Source organism: Streptomyces ardesiacus, assembly GCF_003112575.1.
Lineage (GTDB): Bacteria > Actinomycetota > Actinomycetes > Streptomycetales > Streptomycetaceae > Streptomyces > Streptomyces ardesiacus.
In genome coordinates, this window is sequence record NZ_BEWC01000002.1 from 630434 (window position 1) to 647431 (window position 16998).

General features: G+C 72.3%; 13 protein-coding genes. 9 read left to right on the forward strand and 4 right to left on the reverse strand.

Annotated elements, in window-relative coordinates; all coding sequences use genetic code 11:
• The first annotated feature begins 10 nt into the window (after positions 1 to 10).
• From Sdi02f_RS09940 to Sdi02f_RS09970, 7 genes are all read left to right on the forward strand, one after another.
• A complete protein-coding gene (locus Sdi02f_RS09940) occupies positions 11 to 1147 on the forward strand; it encodes a DUF4190 domain-containing protein (protein ID WP_055467397.1) in 1137 nt (378 codons plus the stop codon).
• Positions 1148 to 1294: 147 nt separating this feature from the next.
• On the forward strand, positions 1295 to 2047 hold the full coding sequence (locus Sdi02f_RS09945; protein ID WP_030400782.1) for a GntR family transcriptional regulator: 753 nt from the start codon (positions 1295 to 1297) through the stop codon (positions 2045 to 2047).
• A 404-nt stretch (positions 2048 to 2451) separates the two neighbouring features.
• Positions 2452 to 2655 (forward strand): hypothetical protein, encoded by a 204-nt coding sequence (locus Sdi02f_RS09950; RefSeq protein WP_030400781.1) that lies wholly within the window; start codon positions 2452 to 2454, stop codon positions 2653 to 2655.
• A gap of 58 nt (positions 2656 to 2713) precedes the next feature.
• Positions 2714 to 3136: a (deoxy)nucleoside triphosphate pyrophosphohydrolase gene (locus Sdi02f_RS09955; RefSeq protein ID WP_030400780.1), complete on the forward strand. Its 423-nt coding sequence runs from the start codon at positions 2714 to 2716 to the stop codon at positions 3134 to 3136.
• 93 nt (positions 3137 to 3229) lie between these two features.
• Positions 3230 to 3676 (forward strand): ATP-binding protein, encoded by a 447-nt coding sequence (locus Sdi02f_RS09960; protein WP_030400779.1) that lies wholly within the window; start codon positions 3230 to 3232, stop codon positions 3674 to 3676.
• Positions 3677 to 3959: 283 nt separating this feature from the next.
• Entirely contained in the window at positions 3960 to 6572 is a 2613-nt protein-coding gene (locus Sdi02f_RS09965; protein WP_031184789.1) for a SpoIIE family protein phosphatase, read from the forward strand.
• A gap of 241 nt (positions 6573 to 6813) precedes the next feature.
• Positions 6814 to 7971 carry a glycoside hydrolase family 18 protein gene (locus tag Sdi02f_RS09970; protein ID WP_108933106.1) on the forward strand — a complete coding sequence of 386 codons (1158 nt, stop codon included), beginning with the start codon at positions 6814 to 6816 and terminating at the stop codon, positions 7969 to 7971.
• On the opposite strand, the gene Sdi02f_RS09975 is transcribed toward Sdi02f_RS09970, so the two are convergent.
• Genes Sdi02f_RS09975 through Sdi02f_RS09990 form a run of 4 tightly spaced genes read right to left on the reverse strand, consistent with a single transcriptional unit; the run spans position 7968 to position 11873 of the window.
• A complete protein-coding gene (locus tag Sdi02f_RS09975; RefSeq protein WP_031082522.1) occupies positions 7968 to 8744 on the reverse strand; it encodes a succinate dehydrogenase/fumarate reductase iron-sulfur subunit in 777 nt (258 codons plus the stop codon). The two genes, Sdi02f_RS09970 and Sdi02f_RS09975, sit on opposite strands and share 4 nt — an antisense overlap.
• Positions 8741 to 10690 carry a fumarate reductase/succinate dehydrogenase flavoprotein subunit gene (locus Sdi02f_RS09980; RefSeq protein WP_108933107.1) on the reverse strand — a complete coding sequence of 650 codons (1950 nt, stop codon included), beginning with the start codon at positions 10688 to 10690 and terminating at the stop codon, positions 8741 to 8743. The genes Sdi02f_RS09975 and Sdi02f_RS09980 overlap by 4 nt, the downstream gene beginning before the upstream one ends.
• Complete coding sequence (gene sdhC, locus Sdi02f_RS09985; RefSeq protein WP_108933108.1) at positions 10690 to 11526, reverse strand: succinate dehydrogenase subunit SdhC; 837 nt, start codon at positions 11524 to 11526, stop codon at positions 10690 to 10692. The genes Sdi02f_RS09980 and sdhC overlap by 1 nt, the downstream gene beginning before the upstream one ends.
• A gap of 59 nt (positions 11527 to 11585) precedes the next feature.
• Positions 11586 to 11873 carry an Rv0250c family protein gene (locus Sdi02f_RS09990; RefSeq protein ID WP_108933109.1) on the reverse strand — a complete coding sequence of 96 codons (288 nt, stop codon included), beginning with the start codon at positions 11871 to 11873 and terminating at the stop codon, positions 11586 to 11588.
• A gap of 313 nt (positions 11874 to 12186) precedes the next feature.
• On the opposite strand from Sdi02f_RS09990, the gene Sdi02f_RS10000 reads away from it, so the two are divergent.
• Together Sdi02f_RS10000 and typA are read left to right on the forward strand one after the other, a co-directional pair.
• The gene (locus Sdi02f_RS10000) at positions 12187 to 14478 is read left to right on the forward strand and encodes an ABC transporter family substrate-binding protein (protein ID WP_108933110.1); all 2292 of its coding nucleotides are present in this window, start codon (positions 12187 to 12189) and stop codon (positions 14476 to 14478) included.
• A 131-nt stretch (positions 14479 to 14609) separates the two neighbouring features.
• A complete protein-coding gene (typA, locus tag Sdi02f_RS10005; RefSeq protein ID WP_030400771.1) occupies positions 14610 to 16526 on the forward strand; it encodes a translational GTPase TypA in 1917 nt (638 codons plus the stop codon).
• The last annotated feature ends 472 nt before the right edge of the window (positions 16527 to 16998 follow it).

Genomic DNA, 16998 nt, shown 5'->3' on the forward strand with positions numbered 1-16998 from the left:
CAAGGCACTCGTGTCGATACCGCCGCCGCCGGGACCCCAAGGGCCCTACCCCCAGGGCCCGTACGCTCCGCCGCCGTGGGGCCACCCCTACGGGCCGCACCCCCGGCAGGCCCCCGTCAACGGGCTCGCCGTCGCCGCCTTCGTGCTCGGTGTCCTGTGCTGCGTGCCGGCGGTCGGGCTCGTGCTCGGGCTGATCGCGCTGGCCCGGATCCGCAAGCGGGGCGAGCGGGGCAAGGGATTCGCGGTGGCCGGAAGTGTGCTGTCCTCCGTGGGACTGGTCCTGTGGGTGCTGGTGTTCTCGACCGGCGCCGCCGCCGACTTCTGGGACGGCTTCCGGGACGCCGCCCGCAGCGGCACCGCCTTCGCCCTCGAGAAGGGCCAGTGCTTCAACACACCCGGGGGCTCCCTCCAGGGCGTGACGTACGACGTCGACGAGGTGCCCTGCGAACAGCGGCACGACGGCGAGGTGTTCGCCGTGTTCGACCTGCCGGACCGCGGCCCGTACCCGGGGGACCGCGAGGTCACCTCGACGGCCGACGAGCGCTGCTACGGGCTCGTGGACGAGTACGCCATGGACACCTGGGCGCTGCCGACCGACGTCGACGTGTACTACCTGACGCCGACCTCGGGCAGTTGGCGGGCGGGTGACCGGGAGATCACCTGCCTGTTCGGCAGCACGGACGAGGGGACCGGCCTGAAGGGTTCGCTGCGCAACGACGCATCGACGCTCGACGCGCACCAGGTCGCCTACCTGGAGGCCGCGCGAGTCGTGGACGACGCCTTGGAGTCGACGCCGGAGAGCGAGTACTTCGAGGACGACCCGGCCGGGTACCGGGCCTGGGCGGGCCGGGTGGAGAAGGCGCTGGGCGAGCAGATCGGGATGCTGGGCGCGCACTCCTGGCCGTCCGCGGCCGAGCGGCCCGTCACCAAGCTGGTCGCGGACCTCGAAGCGGCACGCAAGGAGTTCGCCGCGGCCGGGACGACTCCCGCCGCGGACCCGTTCTACGAGCACCTCGACGAGGGCTACGCGCTCGTCGACGGCGACACCACCGTCACCGCCCGCGAGTCCCTCGGCCTCGACACCACGCCGCCGGAGTACGAGGAGCCCGGCGGCGGCGGAGGAGACAGCCCCGGCAAGGAGGTGTGACGGCGCCCATAGCGGGGAGAAAGTGCCTGCGTAAAGCCCTCGGGCGGGGCAAGTCATCACTTCGAGTGATTCTCTGGCCTTTGCTTGCCCGGGACAACCCGCGGTTGCCACGCTGTTGCTGTCTGTACAATCTGATGGGAGCGGCCAGTGACATTCGGTGAGCAGCCGGCGTATCTGCGCGTGGCGGGTGATCTCCGCAAGAAGATCGCCGACGGCCTGCTGCCGCCCCACACCCGCCTTCCGTCCCAGGCGCGGATCCGCGAGGAGTACGGCGTCTCGGACACCGTCGCCCTGGAGGCCCGCAAGGTGCTGATGGCCGAGGGCCTGGTCGAGGGCCGCTCCGGCTCCGGCACCTATGTGCGCGAGCGGCCCGTCCCGAAGCGCGTCGCCCGGTCCGGGTACCGCCCGGCCGGGGGCGCCACGCCCTTCCGGCAGGAGCAGGCCGACGCCGACGTGCGCGGCACCTGGGAGTCGCGCAGCGAGCAGGCCGAGGCGAGCGGCGCCGTGGCCGAGCGGCTCGGGATCAAGCCCGGCGACCGCGTGATGTGCACCCGGTACGTCTTCCGGGAGGCCGGTGAGGCCGTCATGCTCTCCACCTCCTGGGAGCCGCTTGACCTGACCGGGCGCACACCGGTGATGCTGCCCGAGGAGGGGCCGCTCGGCGGCATGGGCGTCGTCGAGCGCATGGCCGCCATCGACGTCGTCGTGGACAACGTCACCGAGGAGGTCGGCGCCCGCCCCGGCCTCGCCGAGGAACTGCTCGCCCTGGGAGGCGTGCCGGGACACGTGGTGCTGGTCATCCAGCGCACGTTCTACGCCTCCGGGCGCGCGGTGGAGACGGCCGACGTGGTCGTCCCCGCCGACCGGTACCGGGTGGCGTACCACCTGCCGGTCAGGTAGCCGCCAAGGAGCGCACCGGCGCGGGGAGTTCACGCCACTCCGCGGTGTGAGATGGCGCACGCCCGTCGTGCGCCTCCCGCGCTCCGTTCCTCCTCCCGCACCCCTGCTCGCCCGTCCGCGGCCCCCGGCGGCACCCTCCGCCCGGCGCCGGAATCCGGCCGTTCCCGCAGGTCCCCTCCCCGGCTCCCCGTCATGCCTGTGACCGGAGGCAACGGTGTGCGCGGACGGCGCGTTCCGCAACGCGCGCCCCCTGCGTTCTGGCTGGTTGCGTACCTCTTTGTGCAAAGCCGTGTTCGCTCCGTGAAGGTAGGGCGTAGGCTCGGGCATATGCGGATTGCGGTTTCCCGGACGGGCGGGGCGCGGCGAGTGCCGCGGGCGACGGGAACGTGAGGCGGAGGGGCGCGATGAACGACGGCACGGTCACTCTTCCCTGGCTGGTCTTCCGGCAGGACGACAACGGCAATCGCTACCGCGTGGGCAGGTACGCGACCCGGGCCGAGGCCCAGGAGATCGCGGACACCCTCGACGGTCGCGGCCATCAGCGGCTCTACTGGGTCGAGAGGCTCGGCGCGAAGGACGCGGGCACGGCCACGGGCGCGGCGGACTGACCGACGCCGCCACCGGGCGGGCCGGACCGGCCGGGTGCGAGGCCGTAGGCTCCGGCGCATGACGGAACGGATCGTGGTGGGCGCCGCCCTGATCGACGGCGGACGCCTGCTCGCCGCACGCCGCAGCGCGCCCGCCGAACTCGCCGGGCGGTGGGAGCTGCCCGGCGGCAAGGTCGAGGCCGGCGAGGCGCCCGAGGCGGCGCTCGTGCGCGAGCTGCGCGAGGAACTCGGGGTGGCGGCCGGGACCGGTGAGCGTGTCCCGGGGCAGTGGCCGCTGCGGGCGCCGTACGTCCTCCAGGTGTGGACCGCCCGCCTGCTCCCCGGCTCCGCCGCCCCCGAACCCCTTGAGGATCATGACGCCCTGCGCTGGCTGACCCCCGCCCAGGTCTGGGACGTGCCCTGGCTCGAGCAGGACGTACCGGCCGTCGAGCGCGTGCTCGCCCAGGTCTGGCCCGAGGTGCGCGCCGCGCGGCCCGAATGAGCGGTACCCGGACCGGTACCGACCCCGGATAAAGGGGTATGGGCCCATTAACCCCCCGAAAAGGGGCACGCGTGGGAGTTGTCGTCCGGGGAAGTGATCGGCGTGAGCGGCATCGAGGGCGACTACGTCGAGTGGGTCTTCCCCGCGGCGCCGGACGCCGTGCGGACCGCCCGCTCCCGGGTCCGCCGCACGCTGGACGACTGGCGGCTCGACAGTGTCGGGGACATCGCCGTGCTGCTCGTCAGCGAGCTGGTCACCAACGCCCTGCGGCATGCCGCGGGACCCATCGGAGTCCGCCTGGTGCGCGAAGCCGCGGCGGCCGACGGAGCCGCCGGGGTCCTGCTGGTGGAGGTGTCCGACCCGCTGCCCGATCCGCCCCGTGAGCGCGTAGCCGGCCCCGACGACGAGGCCGGCCGGGGCCTGCAACTGCTGGCCGCCGTCGCGCGTGGCTGGGGCACCCGGCCGGGCGGGACGGGAAAGACCGTGTGGTTCGAACTCGCCCTGCCGGCCGATGTGCCGACCGACGTGCCGGCTTCGTGACGCTCCGTCGCCGCAGACCGGGAAAGTGTCCGGAATGTACCGACATCGACCCTTGTCCCGGCCGTCAACCGGTTCGGGCCGGTGGCAGTTGTGGAACTGCGTGATTCGATGCCGTGTCCGCTGGTTAGAAGACTGGAAGTGTTGTCACGGTCCGGACCGAAAACCATCGGGACCGTGCTGTGATCGTGAACACCGTGTCGTGCGGCGCCGTAGTGCTGGATACTGCGGGCAGCCGCCTCCGGTGACCGGTGCCGGACGCGGTGAGCTGGAGGGGACGGTTCGCGTGAGCGAGATACCAGCGAGGGCCGAGGAGCCCACGGAGCCCACCGAGTCCGGGGGCCCGGCGCAGGGCGCGCCGCTCGGTGACGCGGTGTGGCAGAGCAGCCCGCCCGGCTCCATCTACGACTACATCAAGGTCGCCTCCTTCTCCATCGGGCCCGACGGGCTCGTCGACCAGTGGAGCCTGCGCGCCGAGCAACTGCTCGGCATCCGTGCGGAGGACGCCGTCGGCGCCGATCCCATCGAGACCTTCATCGACCCCGACCTGCGCGAGCGCGGCCAGCGCAAGATGACCGAGATCCTCGACGGCCGGGAGTGGACCGGCGTGGTCCCCTTCCGGACGCCGGACGGCACCACCGGGTCCGGGGAGCGCGCGAACGGACGCCGCGGGCAGCGCGGGCTGGCCGAGGTGTACGTCATGCCGACGCGCACCGAGGACGGGCAGAAGGCCGCCGTCTGCATCGTCGTCGACGTCCGCGTCCTGCGCAGCATCGAGACCGATCTCGCCGCCTCGCAGGCCATTTTCGGCCAGTCACCCTTCGGCTTCCTGCTGATCGACCCCGACCTGCGGGTGCGCCGCGCCAACCAGCGCTTCGCCTCGATCTTCGGCGGCAACCCCGACGACCACCGCGGCAAGGGCGTCCACGACTACCTGCCGCGCGGCGAGGCCGACCGGGTCACCGCGACCCTGCGCCGGGTCCTGGAGACCGGCGACTCGATCACGGACATGCACGTCACGGGCTTCGTGCCGGGCTCGCAGGAACGCCGCCACTGGTCCGTCAACCTCTACCGCGTGCACAGCGGTTCCGGCCGGCCCATCGGCGTGGCCTGGCTCGGCACCGACATCACCGCCCGCCGCCGGGCCGCCCGCGAGGCCGCCGCCGCCCGGCGCAACCTCGCCCTGCTCAACGAGGCCGGCGCCCGCATCGGCAACTCCCTCGACCTGGAGACCACCGCCCGCGAACTCCTCGACGTCGTCGTCCCCGGCTTCTGCGACCTGGCCACCGTCGACCTCTACCAAGGACTGCTCGCCGGCGACGAGACCCCGCCCGGCCTCGCCGACGGCAGCGCGGAACTGCGCCGCGTAGCCTTCTCCAGCGCCGTCTCCGAAGCCCCCTTCCGCGGCGCCGGCCAGCGGGTCGAGCTCGGGGCCGTCCACCACTTCCCGTTCAACTCCCCCTGCGCGGACGCCCTGCGCACCGCCCGGCCGCGCACCGTCCCCGCCGAGGACGGCGGCCTCGTGCAGTCCACGATCGCCGTGCCGATGGTCGCCCACGACACGGTCGTCGGACTCGTCCAGTTCGCCCGCACCAAGGGCAGCGAGCCGTTCGGCGACCGCGACCGCGACCTCGCCGTGGAACTGGCCGCGCGCGCCGCCGTCTGCATCGACAACGCCCGCCTCTACCGGCGCGAACACGAACGCGCGCTGATCCTGCAGCGCTCCCTGCTCCCGCCCGGCGATCCGGAGGCGTCCGGGCTCGACATCGCCTGCCGCTACCTGCCCGGCAACGCGGCCACCGGCCGGGCCAGCGAGGTCGGCGGCGACTGGTTCGACGTCATCGAACTCCCCGGCCACCGCACCGCGCTGGTCGTCGGCGACGTCATGGGCCGCGGCCTGCGCGCCGCCGTCGCGATGGGGGAACTGCGCACCGCCGTGCGCACCCTGGCCCAGCTCGACCTCGAACCGGCCGAGGTGCTCGGCCAACTGGACGAGATCGCCCGCGGCCTCGGAGCCCCGGGAGGCGTCCAGCAGGCCACCCGCGCGGCCCGCCGTCCCCGGGAGGCCGACCTGTCCGAGGTGTACCTGGCGACCTGCGTGTACGCCGTCTACGACGCGGTGACCCGGCGCTGCACCTTCGCCAACGCGGGCCACCTGCCACCCGTCCTGGTCGAGCCCGGCGAGTCCGCGCTGATGCTGGACGTACCGCCCGGCCTGCCGCTCGGCGTCGGCGGGGAGCCCTTCGAGGAGGTGGAGGTCGAACTGCCCGAGGGCGCCCTGCTCGCCCTCTACACCGACGGGCTGGTCGAGAGCCGCGACCACCCCCTCGACGAGGGCCTGCGGGCCTTCGTGGGCGCCCTCACCGACCCCGCGCAGCCCCTGGAGGACGTCTGCGACCAGGTCCTCCACACCCTCGACAGCCACCACGGCGAGGACGACATCGCCCTGCTCATGGCCCGTGTCCAGGGACTGCCCAGCGACTCGGTCGGCGACTGGACCCTGCCGCGCGAACCGCGCAGCGTCGGCCGGGCCCGCGAGTACGCCCGCGCCCAGTTGCTCGCCTGGGACATGGAACCGCTGGTCGACACCACGGAACTGCTCGTCAGCGAACTCGTCACCAACGCGCTGCGCTACGGCGAGGGCGAGATCAGACTCCGCCTGCTCCTCGACCGCACCCTGGTCTGCGAGGTCTGGGACTCCGGCCTGGTCCAGCCCCGCCGGCGCCGCGCCCGCGACACGGACGAGGGCGGCCGCGGCCTGCAACTGGTCGGCCTGCTCAGCGCCGCCTGGGGCTCACGCCGTACGCCGCACGGCAAGACGGTCTGGTTCGAGCTGCCCCTGCCGGGCGCCGACACCCAGCTCACCGACCCGGCGGAGGCCCTGCTGAGCCTGTTCTGACCCGGCCCGGAGTCGTCCGGTTCCGGGCCCGCCGGGTACGGCGGACGTGGCCGTACCCGGCCAGCAGCAGGGCCGCCCCGGCCGTGACCAGGGGCGGCACCAGATCGGCGGAGACCGTCACCGCACACTCCCGACCGCAACCGGAACACCGGTTCGAGGCGTCCCCGGTGGCAACACGCTCGGAGCGTAGGCGCGCATTCCGGCTACCGCGACCGGGGCGGGACGACAGGGAGGGGACACCGTGGCGGACACGGACCGGAGAGACACCGGACCGGAAGACGCACCGGGAACCGATCCGGAAGCCGGACCGGGAACCGATCCGGAAGACCCACCGGGAACCGATCCGGCAGCCGGGCCGGAAGCTGGACCGAAGGCCGCCGACGGTGCTCGGCCCCGGTGGAAGAAGCGGCTCCGCCGCATCGCCCTCGCCGTCCTCCTCATCCTCCTCGTCCCTCTCCTCACCGCCGAAGCGGCCCTTCGCGTCACCTACATGGGTGACCCCGCCGACGGCACGCACACCCGCGACCGCGACGCGATGTGGCTCGGCCACGCCTGGGTCGACGGCCGCAAGACGGACGCGGACCTCACGGCGCTGGCCCGGGAGCTGAGGACCACCGGCATCCGCGACCTGTACGTCCACACCGGCCCGATGGAGCACGACGGCACGCTGCCCGAGTCCCTCTACCCGAACGCCCGCCGGTTCGTGGAGGGGGTGCACCGGGAGCTGCCCGGCGTCCGTGTCCAGGCATTCCTCGGCGACGTCCTCGCCACCGAGAGCCCCGACGGCATGCGCCTGGAGAAGGCGTCGACCCGCGCCGCCGTCGTCGGCTCGGCCCGCCAGGTCCTGGACGCCGGCTACGACGGCGTCCACCTCGACCTGGAACCGCTGCACTCGGGCGACCGGGACTACCTCTCCCTCCTGGACGACGTCCGCGCCGTCACCCGCGCCCGCGACGCGCGGCTCTCCGTCGCCGCCCACCAGATCGACCCGCTGCCGGGCTTCCACTCCTTCTGGGGCACGGTCGCCGGACACCCCAAGTGGTGGTCCCAGGAGTTCTTCGGCCAGGTCGCCCGCCGCGTCGACCAGATCGCCGTCATGTCGTACGACACCATGCAGCCCCTGGAGAGCCTGTACGGCGGCTACGTCGCCCAGCAGACCTCGCTGGCCCTGGAGGCGACCCCGCCGACGACCCACCTCCTGATGGGCCTGCCCTTCTACCACGAGAACCGTTTCGGCCACTGGAACCACGCGGAGACCGTCGACGCCGCCGTCCGCGGCGTCCGGCTCGGCCTGTCCCGCACGGACGCCGGCCGGGAGCGGTTCGGCGTCGCGGCGTACATCGACTTCGCGGCGACGGAGGAGGACTGGGCGTCGTACCGGGACGGCTGGGTCCGCTAGCGGTCCCGGGACCGGCGCCCGATCTTCGACCCCAGCCACACCAGCGGGTCGTACTTGCGGTCGGCGGCCCGTTCCTTCAGCGGGATCAGCGCGTTGTCCGTGATCCGGATGCCCTCGGGGCAGACCTCCGTGCAGCACTTGGTGATGTTGCAGTAGCCGAGCCCGTGGTCGTCCTGGGCGGCGCGGGACCGGTCGAGGCCGGTGTCGGCGGCGGCGTCCAGCGGGTGCATGTCCAGTTCGGCGACGCGCATCAGGAAGCGCGGGCCCGCGAAGGCGGGCTTGTTCTCCTCGTGGTCGCGGACCACGTGGCAGGTGTCCTGGCACAGGAAGCACTCGATGCACTTGCGGAACTCCTGCGAGCGGTCCACGTCCTCCTGCATCATCCGGTACTCGCCCGGCCCGAGATCGGCGGGCGGCACGAAGGCCGGGACCTCGCGGGCCTTGGTGTAGTTGAACCCGACGTCCGTCACCAGGTCCCGGATCACCGGGAAGGCCCGCAGCGGCGTGACCGTGATCGTCTCCTCCCGGGAGAACACCGACATGCGGGTCATGCACAGCAGCCGCGGCCGCCCGTTGACCTCCGCCGAGCACGAACCGCACTTGCCGGCCTTGCAGTTCCAGCGCACCGCGAGGTCGGGGGCCCGGGTGGCCTGGAGGCGGTGGACGATGTCGAGGACCACCTCGCCGTCGTGCACCTCGACCGTGAAGTCGTGCAGGCCGCCGCCCGCCACGTCACCGCGCCACACCTTGAACCGGGCCTCGTAGCCGCTCATTCGGACAGGCCCTCCAGCTCCTCGTCGGCGAGGTACTTCACCAGCTCCTCCTTCTCGAAGAGGGCGAGCAGGTCGGGCCGGATCGGCTCGGTGGTCTGCCGCTCCAGGGCGATCCGGCCGCGCTCGGGGTCCGCCGCGGCGAGGTCGTCCGCCGGGCCGGCCAGGGAGCAGACCAGGTTGACCGGGCGCCAGCGCCGGTCCATCGACGGGTGGTCCTCGCGGGTGTGCCCGCCGCGCGACTCGGTGCGCTCCAGCGCGGCCCGTGCCACGCACTCGCTGACCAGCAGCATGTTGCGCAGGTCCAGGGCGAGGTGCCAGCCCGGGTTGAACTGCCGGTGCCCCTCCACCCCGGCCCGGCGGGCCCGCACCCGCAGCTCCGCCAGCTTCTCCAGGGCCTGCTTCATCTCCGCCTCGCGGCGGATGATGCCCACCAGGTCGTTCATCGTCTGCTGGAGTTCCTGGTGCAGGGTGTACGGGTTCTCCGGCGGGCCGGCGCCGGGCTCGTGCGCCTCGGCGGAGAAGGGGCGCAGCGCCTCCGCGGCGGCGGCGTCGACCTGCGCGTCGTCCACCCGGGCACGCGTGCCCTCGTCCGTCCGGCCCGCCGCGTACTCGGCCGCGTACCGGCCCGCCCGGCGCCCGAACACCAGCAGGTCGGACAGCGAGTTGCCGCCCAGCCGGTTGGAGCCGTGCATGCCGCCCGCCACCTCACCGGCCGCGAACAGACCCGGCACCCCGCGGGCGGCGGCGGTGTCGGAGTCGACGGCGATGCCGCCCATCACGTAGTGGCAGGTCGGCCCGACCTCCATCGCCTCCGCCGTGATGTCCACGTCCGCCAGCTCCTTGAACTGGTGGTACATCGAGGGCAGCCGGCGCCGGATCACGTCGGCGGGCATCCGGGTCGACACGTCCAGGAAGACCCCGCCGTGCGGCGAGCCCCGGCCCTCCTTCACCTCGGCGTTGATCGCGCGGGCGACCTCGTCGCGGGGCAGCAGCTCGGGCGGGCGCCGGTTGTGGTCCGGGTCGTCGTACCAGCGGTCGGCCTCCGCCTCGGACTCGGCGTACTTCTCCTTGAAGACGTCCGGGACATAGTCGAACATGAACCGTCTGCCCTCGGAGTTGCGCAGCACCCCGCCGTCGCCGCGCACCGACTCGGTGACGAGGATGCCCTTCACCGACGGCGGCCAGACCATGCCCGTCGGGTGGAACTGCACGAACTCCATGTTGAGCAGCGGCGCCCCGGCCAGCAGGGCCAGCGCGTGGCCGTCGCCCGTGTACTCCCACGAGTTCGACGTCACCTTGAACGACTTGCCGATGCCGCCGGTCGCGATCACCACCGAGGGCGCCCGGAGGACGAGGAAGCGGCCGCTCTCGCGTTCGTAGCCGAACACCCCCGAGACCTTGCGGCCCTCCTTGAGCACGCGGGTGACCGTGCACTCCTGGAAGACCTTCAGCCGGGACTCGTGGTCCCCGGTCTCGCGGAAGTCCTCCTGCTGGAGCGAGACGATCTTCTGCTGGAGGGTGCGGATCAGCTCAAGACCCGTACGGTCGCCGACGTGGGCGAGGCGCGGGTACTCGTGGCCGCCGAAGTTGCGCTGCGAGATCCGGCCGTCCCGCGTACGGTCGAACAGCGCGCCCCAGGTCTCCAGTTCCCACACCCGCTGCGGGGCCTCCTGGGCGTGCAGCTCGGCCATCCGCCACTGGTTGAGGAACTTGCCGCCGCGCAGCGTGTCGCGGAAGTGGACCTGCCAGTTGTCGCCGGAGTTGACGTTGCCCATGGAGGCGGCGATGCCGCCCTCGGCCATCACGGTGTGCGCCTTGCCGAACAGCGACTTGCAGATCACGGCCGTACGGGCGCCCCGCTCGCGGGCCTCGACGGCGGCGCGCAGTCCGGCGCCGCCCGCGCCCACCACGACGACGTCCCATTCCTGCCGGTCGGCCACGGACATCAGAACAACCTCGGATCGTCGAAGACACCGGACGCGACGAGATACACGTAGAAGTCGGCGAGCGCCACGCTCACCAGCGACGCCCAGGCGAGCTGCATGTGCCGGGCGTTGAGCCGGCCGGCCCACTGCCACAGCCGGTAGCGCACGGGATGCCGGGAGAAGTGCCTGAGCTTGCCGCCGACGATGTGCCGGCAGGAGTGGCAGGAGAGGGTGTACGCCCAGATCAGCGCGATGTTGGCCAGGAACACCAGGGTGCCTAGGCCCATGTGGCCCCACGCGTAGTGCTCGTCGCGGAAGGCGAGCACGGTGTCGTAGGTGAGGATGCCCGCGACCAGGAGCGCCGCGTAGAAGAAGTACCGGTGGACGTTCTGCAGGATCAGCGGGAAGCGGGTCTCGCCGGTGTACCTCTTGTGCGGCTCGGCCACCGCGCAGGCCGGCGGGGAGGCCCAGAAGCCCCGGTAGTAGGCCTTGCGGTAGTAGTAGCAGGTCAGGCGGAAGCCCAGCGGGAAGACCAGAATCAGGATCGCGGGGGAGATGCCCCACCAGGCCCCGAACAGACCCCAGTTGGGCCCCGAGCGCATCGGCTCGCAGCTCTCCGCCAGACAGGGGGAGTAGAAGGGCGAGACGTAGGGGGCCGCGTAGTAGTCGGAGCCCGCGAAGGCCCGCCAGGTCGAGTAGACGACGAAGGCCAGCAGGCCCGCCGCGGTGGCGGTCGGCGCCAGCCACCAGCGGTCGGTGCGCAGGTGCCGGGCGCGGATGGCGGCACGCGTCGGGGTGTGGACGCCGCCGCCCGGGGGACGGTCATCGGTGGCTGGAGGTTCGGTACCAGTGGCCACTGGGCGACTCCGGTCGGTCGGGTCGGGTGGAGGGCCGGTCGCTCGTCCCGGAGCGGGCCCTAGGGGGCGCGGCGGTCGCGGGCGCCGAGCCCCTCGTCGTCCGAGTCCGTCCACAGCGAGCCGTCGTACGGCGTGTCGGGGATCGGTACGAGGTCCGGGCGCTTGGGCGCGTCCGGTGCGGCAACCGCGGCCCGCAGCAGCGCGAGGCTCTCGCGCAGGTGGTCGGCGTCGGTGCGGACCCGGCGTACCTCCAGGCCGCCGCCCAGCCGCTGTTCCAGCCGGGTCACCGTCCGGGACAGCTCGTCGAGGCTGCGCTGCACGGAGGACAGATCGTCGTGCACGGACAAGACGTGACCTCGCTTCTGTCGGACACGGCGGCACAGCCGCCGGGCCGGGCTCGGGGGGCCAAGCTCTCGCGCCTGAGAGTGTCGCGCGTCACACCGGCCGCTGGGAAGGGACGTGCAGCGATTGGCCGGGGCGCGCCGGCGCGCCGCGCGCCGGTGGCGTTGGGCCGCGCGGGTGAGCTTGCGGACCGCCGTCGCCGTGTCTCCCGGCGTCGCCGAACTGTTTCCCCTTCAGTGGCCGCATCCCCGTCCGGATACAAATGATCAACTTGAATACCGCAAATCCGGCAAACGCGGCCTTCCGGAGGTAGCAGAGATGTCCCACGTCGGCGTCGGCCCGCGCGCGGTCGCGCGTTCGGCCGCCTTCCTCACCGCGGGCGTCCTCGCGGTTCCCGCGCTGGCCGGCTGCACCTCCGAGGAACCGTCGAGCAAGCCGCTCGCCGCACAGGACGTCGCCTCCGCGGCCCGCGCCTCCGTCTCCGACGGCGGCACCCTGCGCTGGGCCGTGGACTCCGTGCCGGACACGCTGAACACCTTCCAGTCCGACGCCGACGCCACCACGACCCGCGTCGCCCAGGCCGTGCTGCCCTCGATGTACCGGATGGACGAGAAGGGCGGCCCGGCGCGCAACCCCGACTACCTGGAGTCGGCCGAGGTCGTCGACACCGAGCCCAAGCAGGTCGTCGTCTACAAGCTGAACCAGCAGGCCGTCTGGAGCGACGGCCGGGAGATCGGCGCCGCGGACTTCGCCGCCCAGTGGCGCGCGCTGTCCGGCAAGGACAGCGCATACTGGACCGCCCGCAACGCCGGCTACGACCGCATCGAGAAGATCGAGCGCGGCGCCAACGACCTCGAGGTCAAGGTCACCTTCAGCCGGCCCTACGCGGACTGGAAGGCCCTCTTCTCGCCCCTGTACCCGAAGGACGTCATGGGCACCCCGGACGCCTTCAACGACGGCGCGCGCCGCACCCTCAAGGTCACCGCGGGACCCTTCGCGGTCAAGAAGGTCGACGCCGGGGCCGACCAGGTCGTCCTCACCGGCAACCCCCGCTGGTGGGGCAGCCCGGCGAAGCTGGAGAAGATCGTGCTGCGCGCCGTGCCCCGCGACAAGCGGGTGTCCGAACTGGCCGCCGGCAAGCTCGACCTCGCGGAGATCGACCCGGAGACCGCCGACGAGGTCACCCTGGCCGCCGCGCCCCGGGACCCGGCCACCGGCACCCCGCTCATGGGCCCGCAGGGCTCCCCGGCCGCGGGCGCGCAGGGCAGGTCCGCCGCCGAGGCACTGCGCTCCTGGGCCGTCGCCAACGGCTCCGACGAGGAGGCCGCCGAGGAGGAGGTGCTCGCCCGCGAGGAGCGGCGCGAGGCCGAGGCGAAGGCCCAGCGCCGACGGCAGGCGCTGAGCGGCTACGAGGTCCGCAAGTCGCTGGAGCCCGCCTACACCCAGCTCGCCCTCAACGGCTCCGACGGCCCCCTCGCCGACGAGCGGGTCCGCAGGGCCGTCGCCCGCGCCCTGGACCGCCAGAAGCTGGCCAGGACGGTCCTGAAGCCGCTCGGCCTGCCCGCCGAGCCCGTGGGCAGCCACCTCGCCCTGTCCGGCCAGCCCGCCTATGCCGACGGCAGCGGGGCGCTGGGTGAACCCAACGCCAAGGAGGCCCGGGCCCTGCTCGCGGACGCCGGGTGGGTGCCGGGCGGCCCGGTGAAGGAGAAGGACGGGGCGGAGAAGGCGGCCGGCGCCGAGAAGGCGGAGGACGAGGGCGAGGGCAAGGACAAGGCCAAGGAGAAGTCCGAGGGCGACGACGACGGCACGTACATCGTCGGCGAGGACGACAAGGGCGGCGACGGCGAGGGCGGCGACGACAAGGGCGACGACGGCAAGAACAAGGACGGCGACGGCGGCGACGAGGAGAGCGGCGAGAAGCACAGCAGCGGCAAGAACACCGCGCAGGGCGGCGCCCCCGGCGCCTACGCCCCCAAGGGCACCGCGGCCCCGGCCGGCTCCGTGGCGGCCCCGCTCGCCAAGGACGGCAAGGCGCTCACCCTGCGCTTCGTGCTCCCCTCGGGCCCCGGCTCCGAGACCCTGCGCACCGTGGCCGACCGCATCACGGGCATGCTGAAGAAGATCGGCATCGGCACCAGGATCAGCAAGGTGTCCGACGAGAGCTACTTCAAGGACCACATCGCCGCCGGCGAGTACGACCTGGCGCTCTACTCCTGGCCCGCCTCCGCCTTCCCCGCCACCGACGCCCGCCCCATCTACGCCAAGCCCGTCCCGGCCGCCGACGGTTCCCTGAACGTCGCCCAGAACTACACCCGGGTCGGCACCGACCAGGTCGACCAGCTCTTCGACCGGGCCATGACCACCCTGGACCAGAAGGAGGCGCGGGACCTGCTGCGCAAGGCCGACTCGCGGATCTGGGCGGCGGCCGGCTCCATCCCGCTCTACCAGCGCCCCCAGCTCACGGTGGCCCGCAAGAACCTCGCCAACGCGGGTGCCTTCGGCTTCGGGACGCCGGTCTACGAGGACATGGGCTTCCTGAAGAAGGGCGCCCAGGGCTCCCGGCCCTCGGCCCCGGCGGCCTCCTCGCCCACGTCCTCGCCCGCCTCCTGACCCTCCCGGCAAGCCGCAGCCCCCAACGCCCCGTACCATTGGGTGAGGCCGTGGCATGTACCGCCCGGCAGGCCCGAGTGACACGGACGTCCGCGAGGGTCGTCATCACACCCTCCGGGAGTACGCCTCATATGACCGCGTCCACCACGCGTCACGACATCCGCAACGTCGCCATCGTTGCCCACGTCGACCACGGCAAGACCACGATCGTCGACGGAATGCTCAAGCAGGCCGGCGCCTTCGCCGCGCACCAGCTCGACTCCGTCGACGACCGGATGATGGACTCGAACGACCTGGAGCGTGAGAAGGGCATCACGATCCTCGCCAAGAACACCGCGGTGAAGTACCACCCGAAGGACGGCGGGGACCCGATCACGATCAACATCATCGACACCCCCGGCCACGCCGACTTCGGCGGCGAGGTCGAGCGCGGTCTGTCGATGGTCGACGGTGTCGTGCTGCTCGTGGACGCCTCCGAGGGCCCGCTGCCGCAGACCCGCTTCGTGCTGCGCAAGGCGCTCCAGCAGCGGCTGCCGATCATCCTCTGCATCAACAAGACGGACCGTCCCGACGCCCGGATCGACGAGGTCGTCAACGAGACGTACGACCTCTTCCTCGACCTGGACGCCGACGAGGAGCAGATCGAGTTTCCGATCGTCTACGCCTGCGGCCGCGACGGCGTCGCCTCCCTCACCAAGCCCGAGGACGGCACGGTCCCGACCGACTCCACCAGCCTGGAGCCGTTCTTCTCCACGATCCTGGACTACATCCCGGCGCCGACCTACGACGCCGACGCCCCGCTCCAGGCGCACGTGACCAACCTGGACGCCGACAACTTCCTCGGCCGCATCGCGCTGCTGCGCGTGCACCAGGGCGAGCTGAAGAAGGGCCAGACCGTCGCCTGGATGAAGCGCGACGGCTCCGTGCAGAACGTGCGGATCTCCGAGCTGATGATGACCGAGGCGCTCACCCGCAAGCCCGCCGAGAAGGCCGGCCCCGGTGACATCTGCGCGGTCGCCGGCATCCCGGAGATCATGATCGGCGAGACCCTGGCCGACCAGGAGAACCCGGTCCCGCTGCCGCTGATCACGGTGGACGAGCCCGCGATCTCCATGACCATCGGCACCAACACCTCCCCGCTGGTCGGCCGCGGCGCCACCGGCAAGGGCGCCGACAACAAGGCGGCCGTCAAGGACCGCAAGGTCACCGCCCGCCAGGTCAAGGACCGCCTCGACCGCGAGCTGATCGGCAACGTCTCGCTCCGCGTCCTGGACACCGACCGCCCCGACGCCTGGGAGGTGCAGGGCCGCGGCGAGCTGGCGCTGGCCATCCTGGTCGAGCAGATGCGCCGCGAGGGCTACGAGCTGACCGTCGGCAAGCCGCAGGTCGTCACCAAGGAGGTCGAGGGCAAGACGTACGAGCCCGTCGAGCGCATGACGATCGACGTGCCCGAGGAGCACATGGGCGCGGTCACGCAGCTCATGGGCGTGCGCAAGGGCCGGATGGACAACATGTCCAACCACGGCTCGGGCTGGGTCCGCATGGAGTTCGTGGTCCCCTCCCGCGGCCTGATCGGATTCCGGACGGAGTTCCTGACCCAGACCCGCGGCACCGGCATCGCCCACTCCATCCACGAGGGCCACGAGCCCTGGTTCGGCACCTTGACGACCCGCAACAACGGTTCGCTGGTCGCCGACCGCTCCGGTGCCGTCACGGCGTTCGCGATGACGAACCTCCAGGAGCGCGGCGTGCTCTTCACGGAGCCCGGCACCGAGGTGTACGAGGGCATGATCGTCGGCGAGAACTCCCGCGCCGACGACATGGACGTCAACATCACCAAGGAGAAGAAGCTCACCAACATGCGGTCGTCCACGGCCGACGTGACCGAGTCGATCGTGCCGCCGCGCAAGCTCTCGCTGGAGCAGTCCCTGGAGTTCTGCCGCGACGACGAGTGCGTCGAGGTGACCCCGGAGGCCGTGCGCATCCGCAAGGTGAACCTGGACGCCCGTGAGCGCGCCCGCGCCGCGAGCCGCGCCAAGCACGGCTGACCGGCCCGACGGGGCCGCACGACGAACGGCACCGCCCACCACGCGAGTCGTGGTGGCCGGTGCCGTTCGTCGTGGTGTCGGTGCGGGCCGACGGGGGCGTAGGGAAAACCCTAGACTTCCGGGCAAGGCGACGCGCGGCGGCCGGGGCCGCACTAACCTGCGCGGGAACACTCCGCCCGAGACGCCGCCGGGGCGTCCCGCCGGGGCCGGCCGACGTGTGCGACACAGGCACCGGGCACGGAACAGCCCATCGGGGCAGCTTGCACCCGGCACACGGTACGCGCAATCAATTTCTTTCGGGCAGGCGTCCGTTATACGGACAGTCACCTCCGTTAGATGTGTAACAAGTCCGTTTCGCAGCGATCTCGCACCAAACCCTTTGTCCGGATTTTGAAAGATCTGGCCCCTATCTGTGATCGAACCGAGACCTCGAACCTGTGGTTCGTTCCCCTGAACATGGCAGATAGTTAGG

Excerpts from the sequence above, each read along its gene's own strand:
- Sdi02f_RS09980 (WP_108933107.1), bottom strand. The coding sequence starts at position 10,690 with ATGTCCGTGGCCGACCGGCAGGAATGGGACGTCGTCGTGGTGGGCGCG.
- typA (WP_030400771.1), top strand. The coding sequence starts at position 14,610 with ATGACCGCGTCCACCACGCGTCACGACATCCGCAACGTCGCCATCGTT.
- Sdi02f_RS10000 (WP_108933110.1), top strand. The coding sequence starts at position 12,187 with ATGTCCCACGTCGGCGTCGGCCCGCGCGCGGTCGCGCGTTCGGCCGCC.
- Sdi02f_RS09955 (WP_030400780.1), top strand. The coding sequence starts at position 2,714 with ATGACGGAACGGATCGTGGTGGGCGCCGCCCTGATCGACGGCGGACGC.
- Sdi02f_RS09950 (WP_030400781.1), top strand. The coding sequence starts at position 2,452 with ATGAACGACGGCACGGTCACTCTTCCCTGGCTGGTCTTCCGGCAGGAC.
- Sdi02f_RS09975 (WP_031082522.1), bottom strand. The coding sequence starts at position 8,744 with ATGAGCGGCTACGAGGCCCGGTTCAAGGTGTGGCGCGGTGACGTGGCG.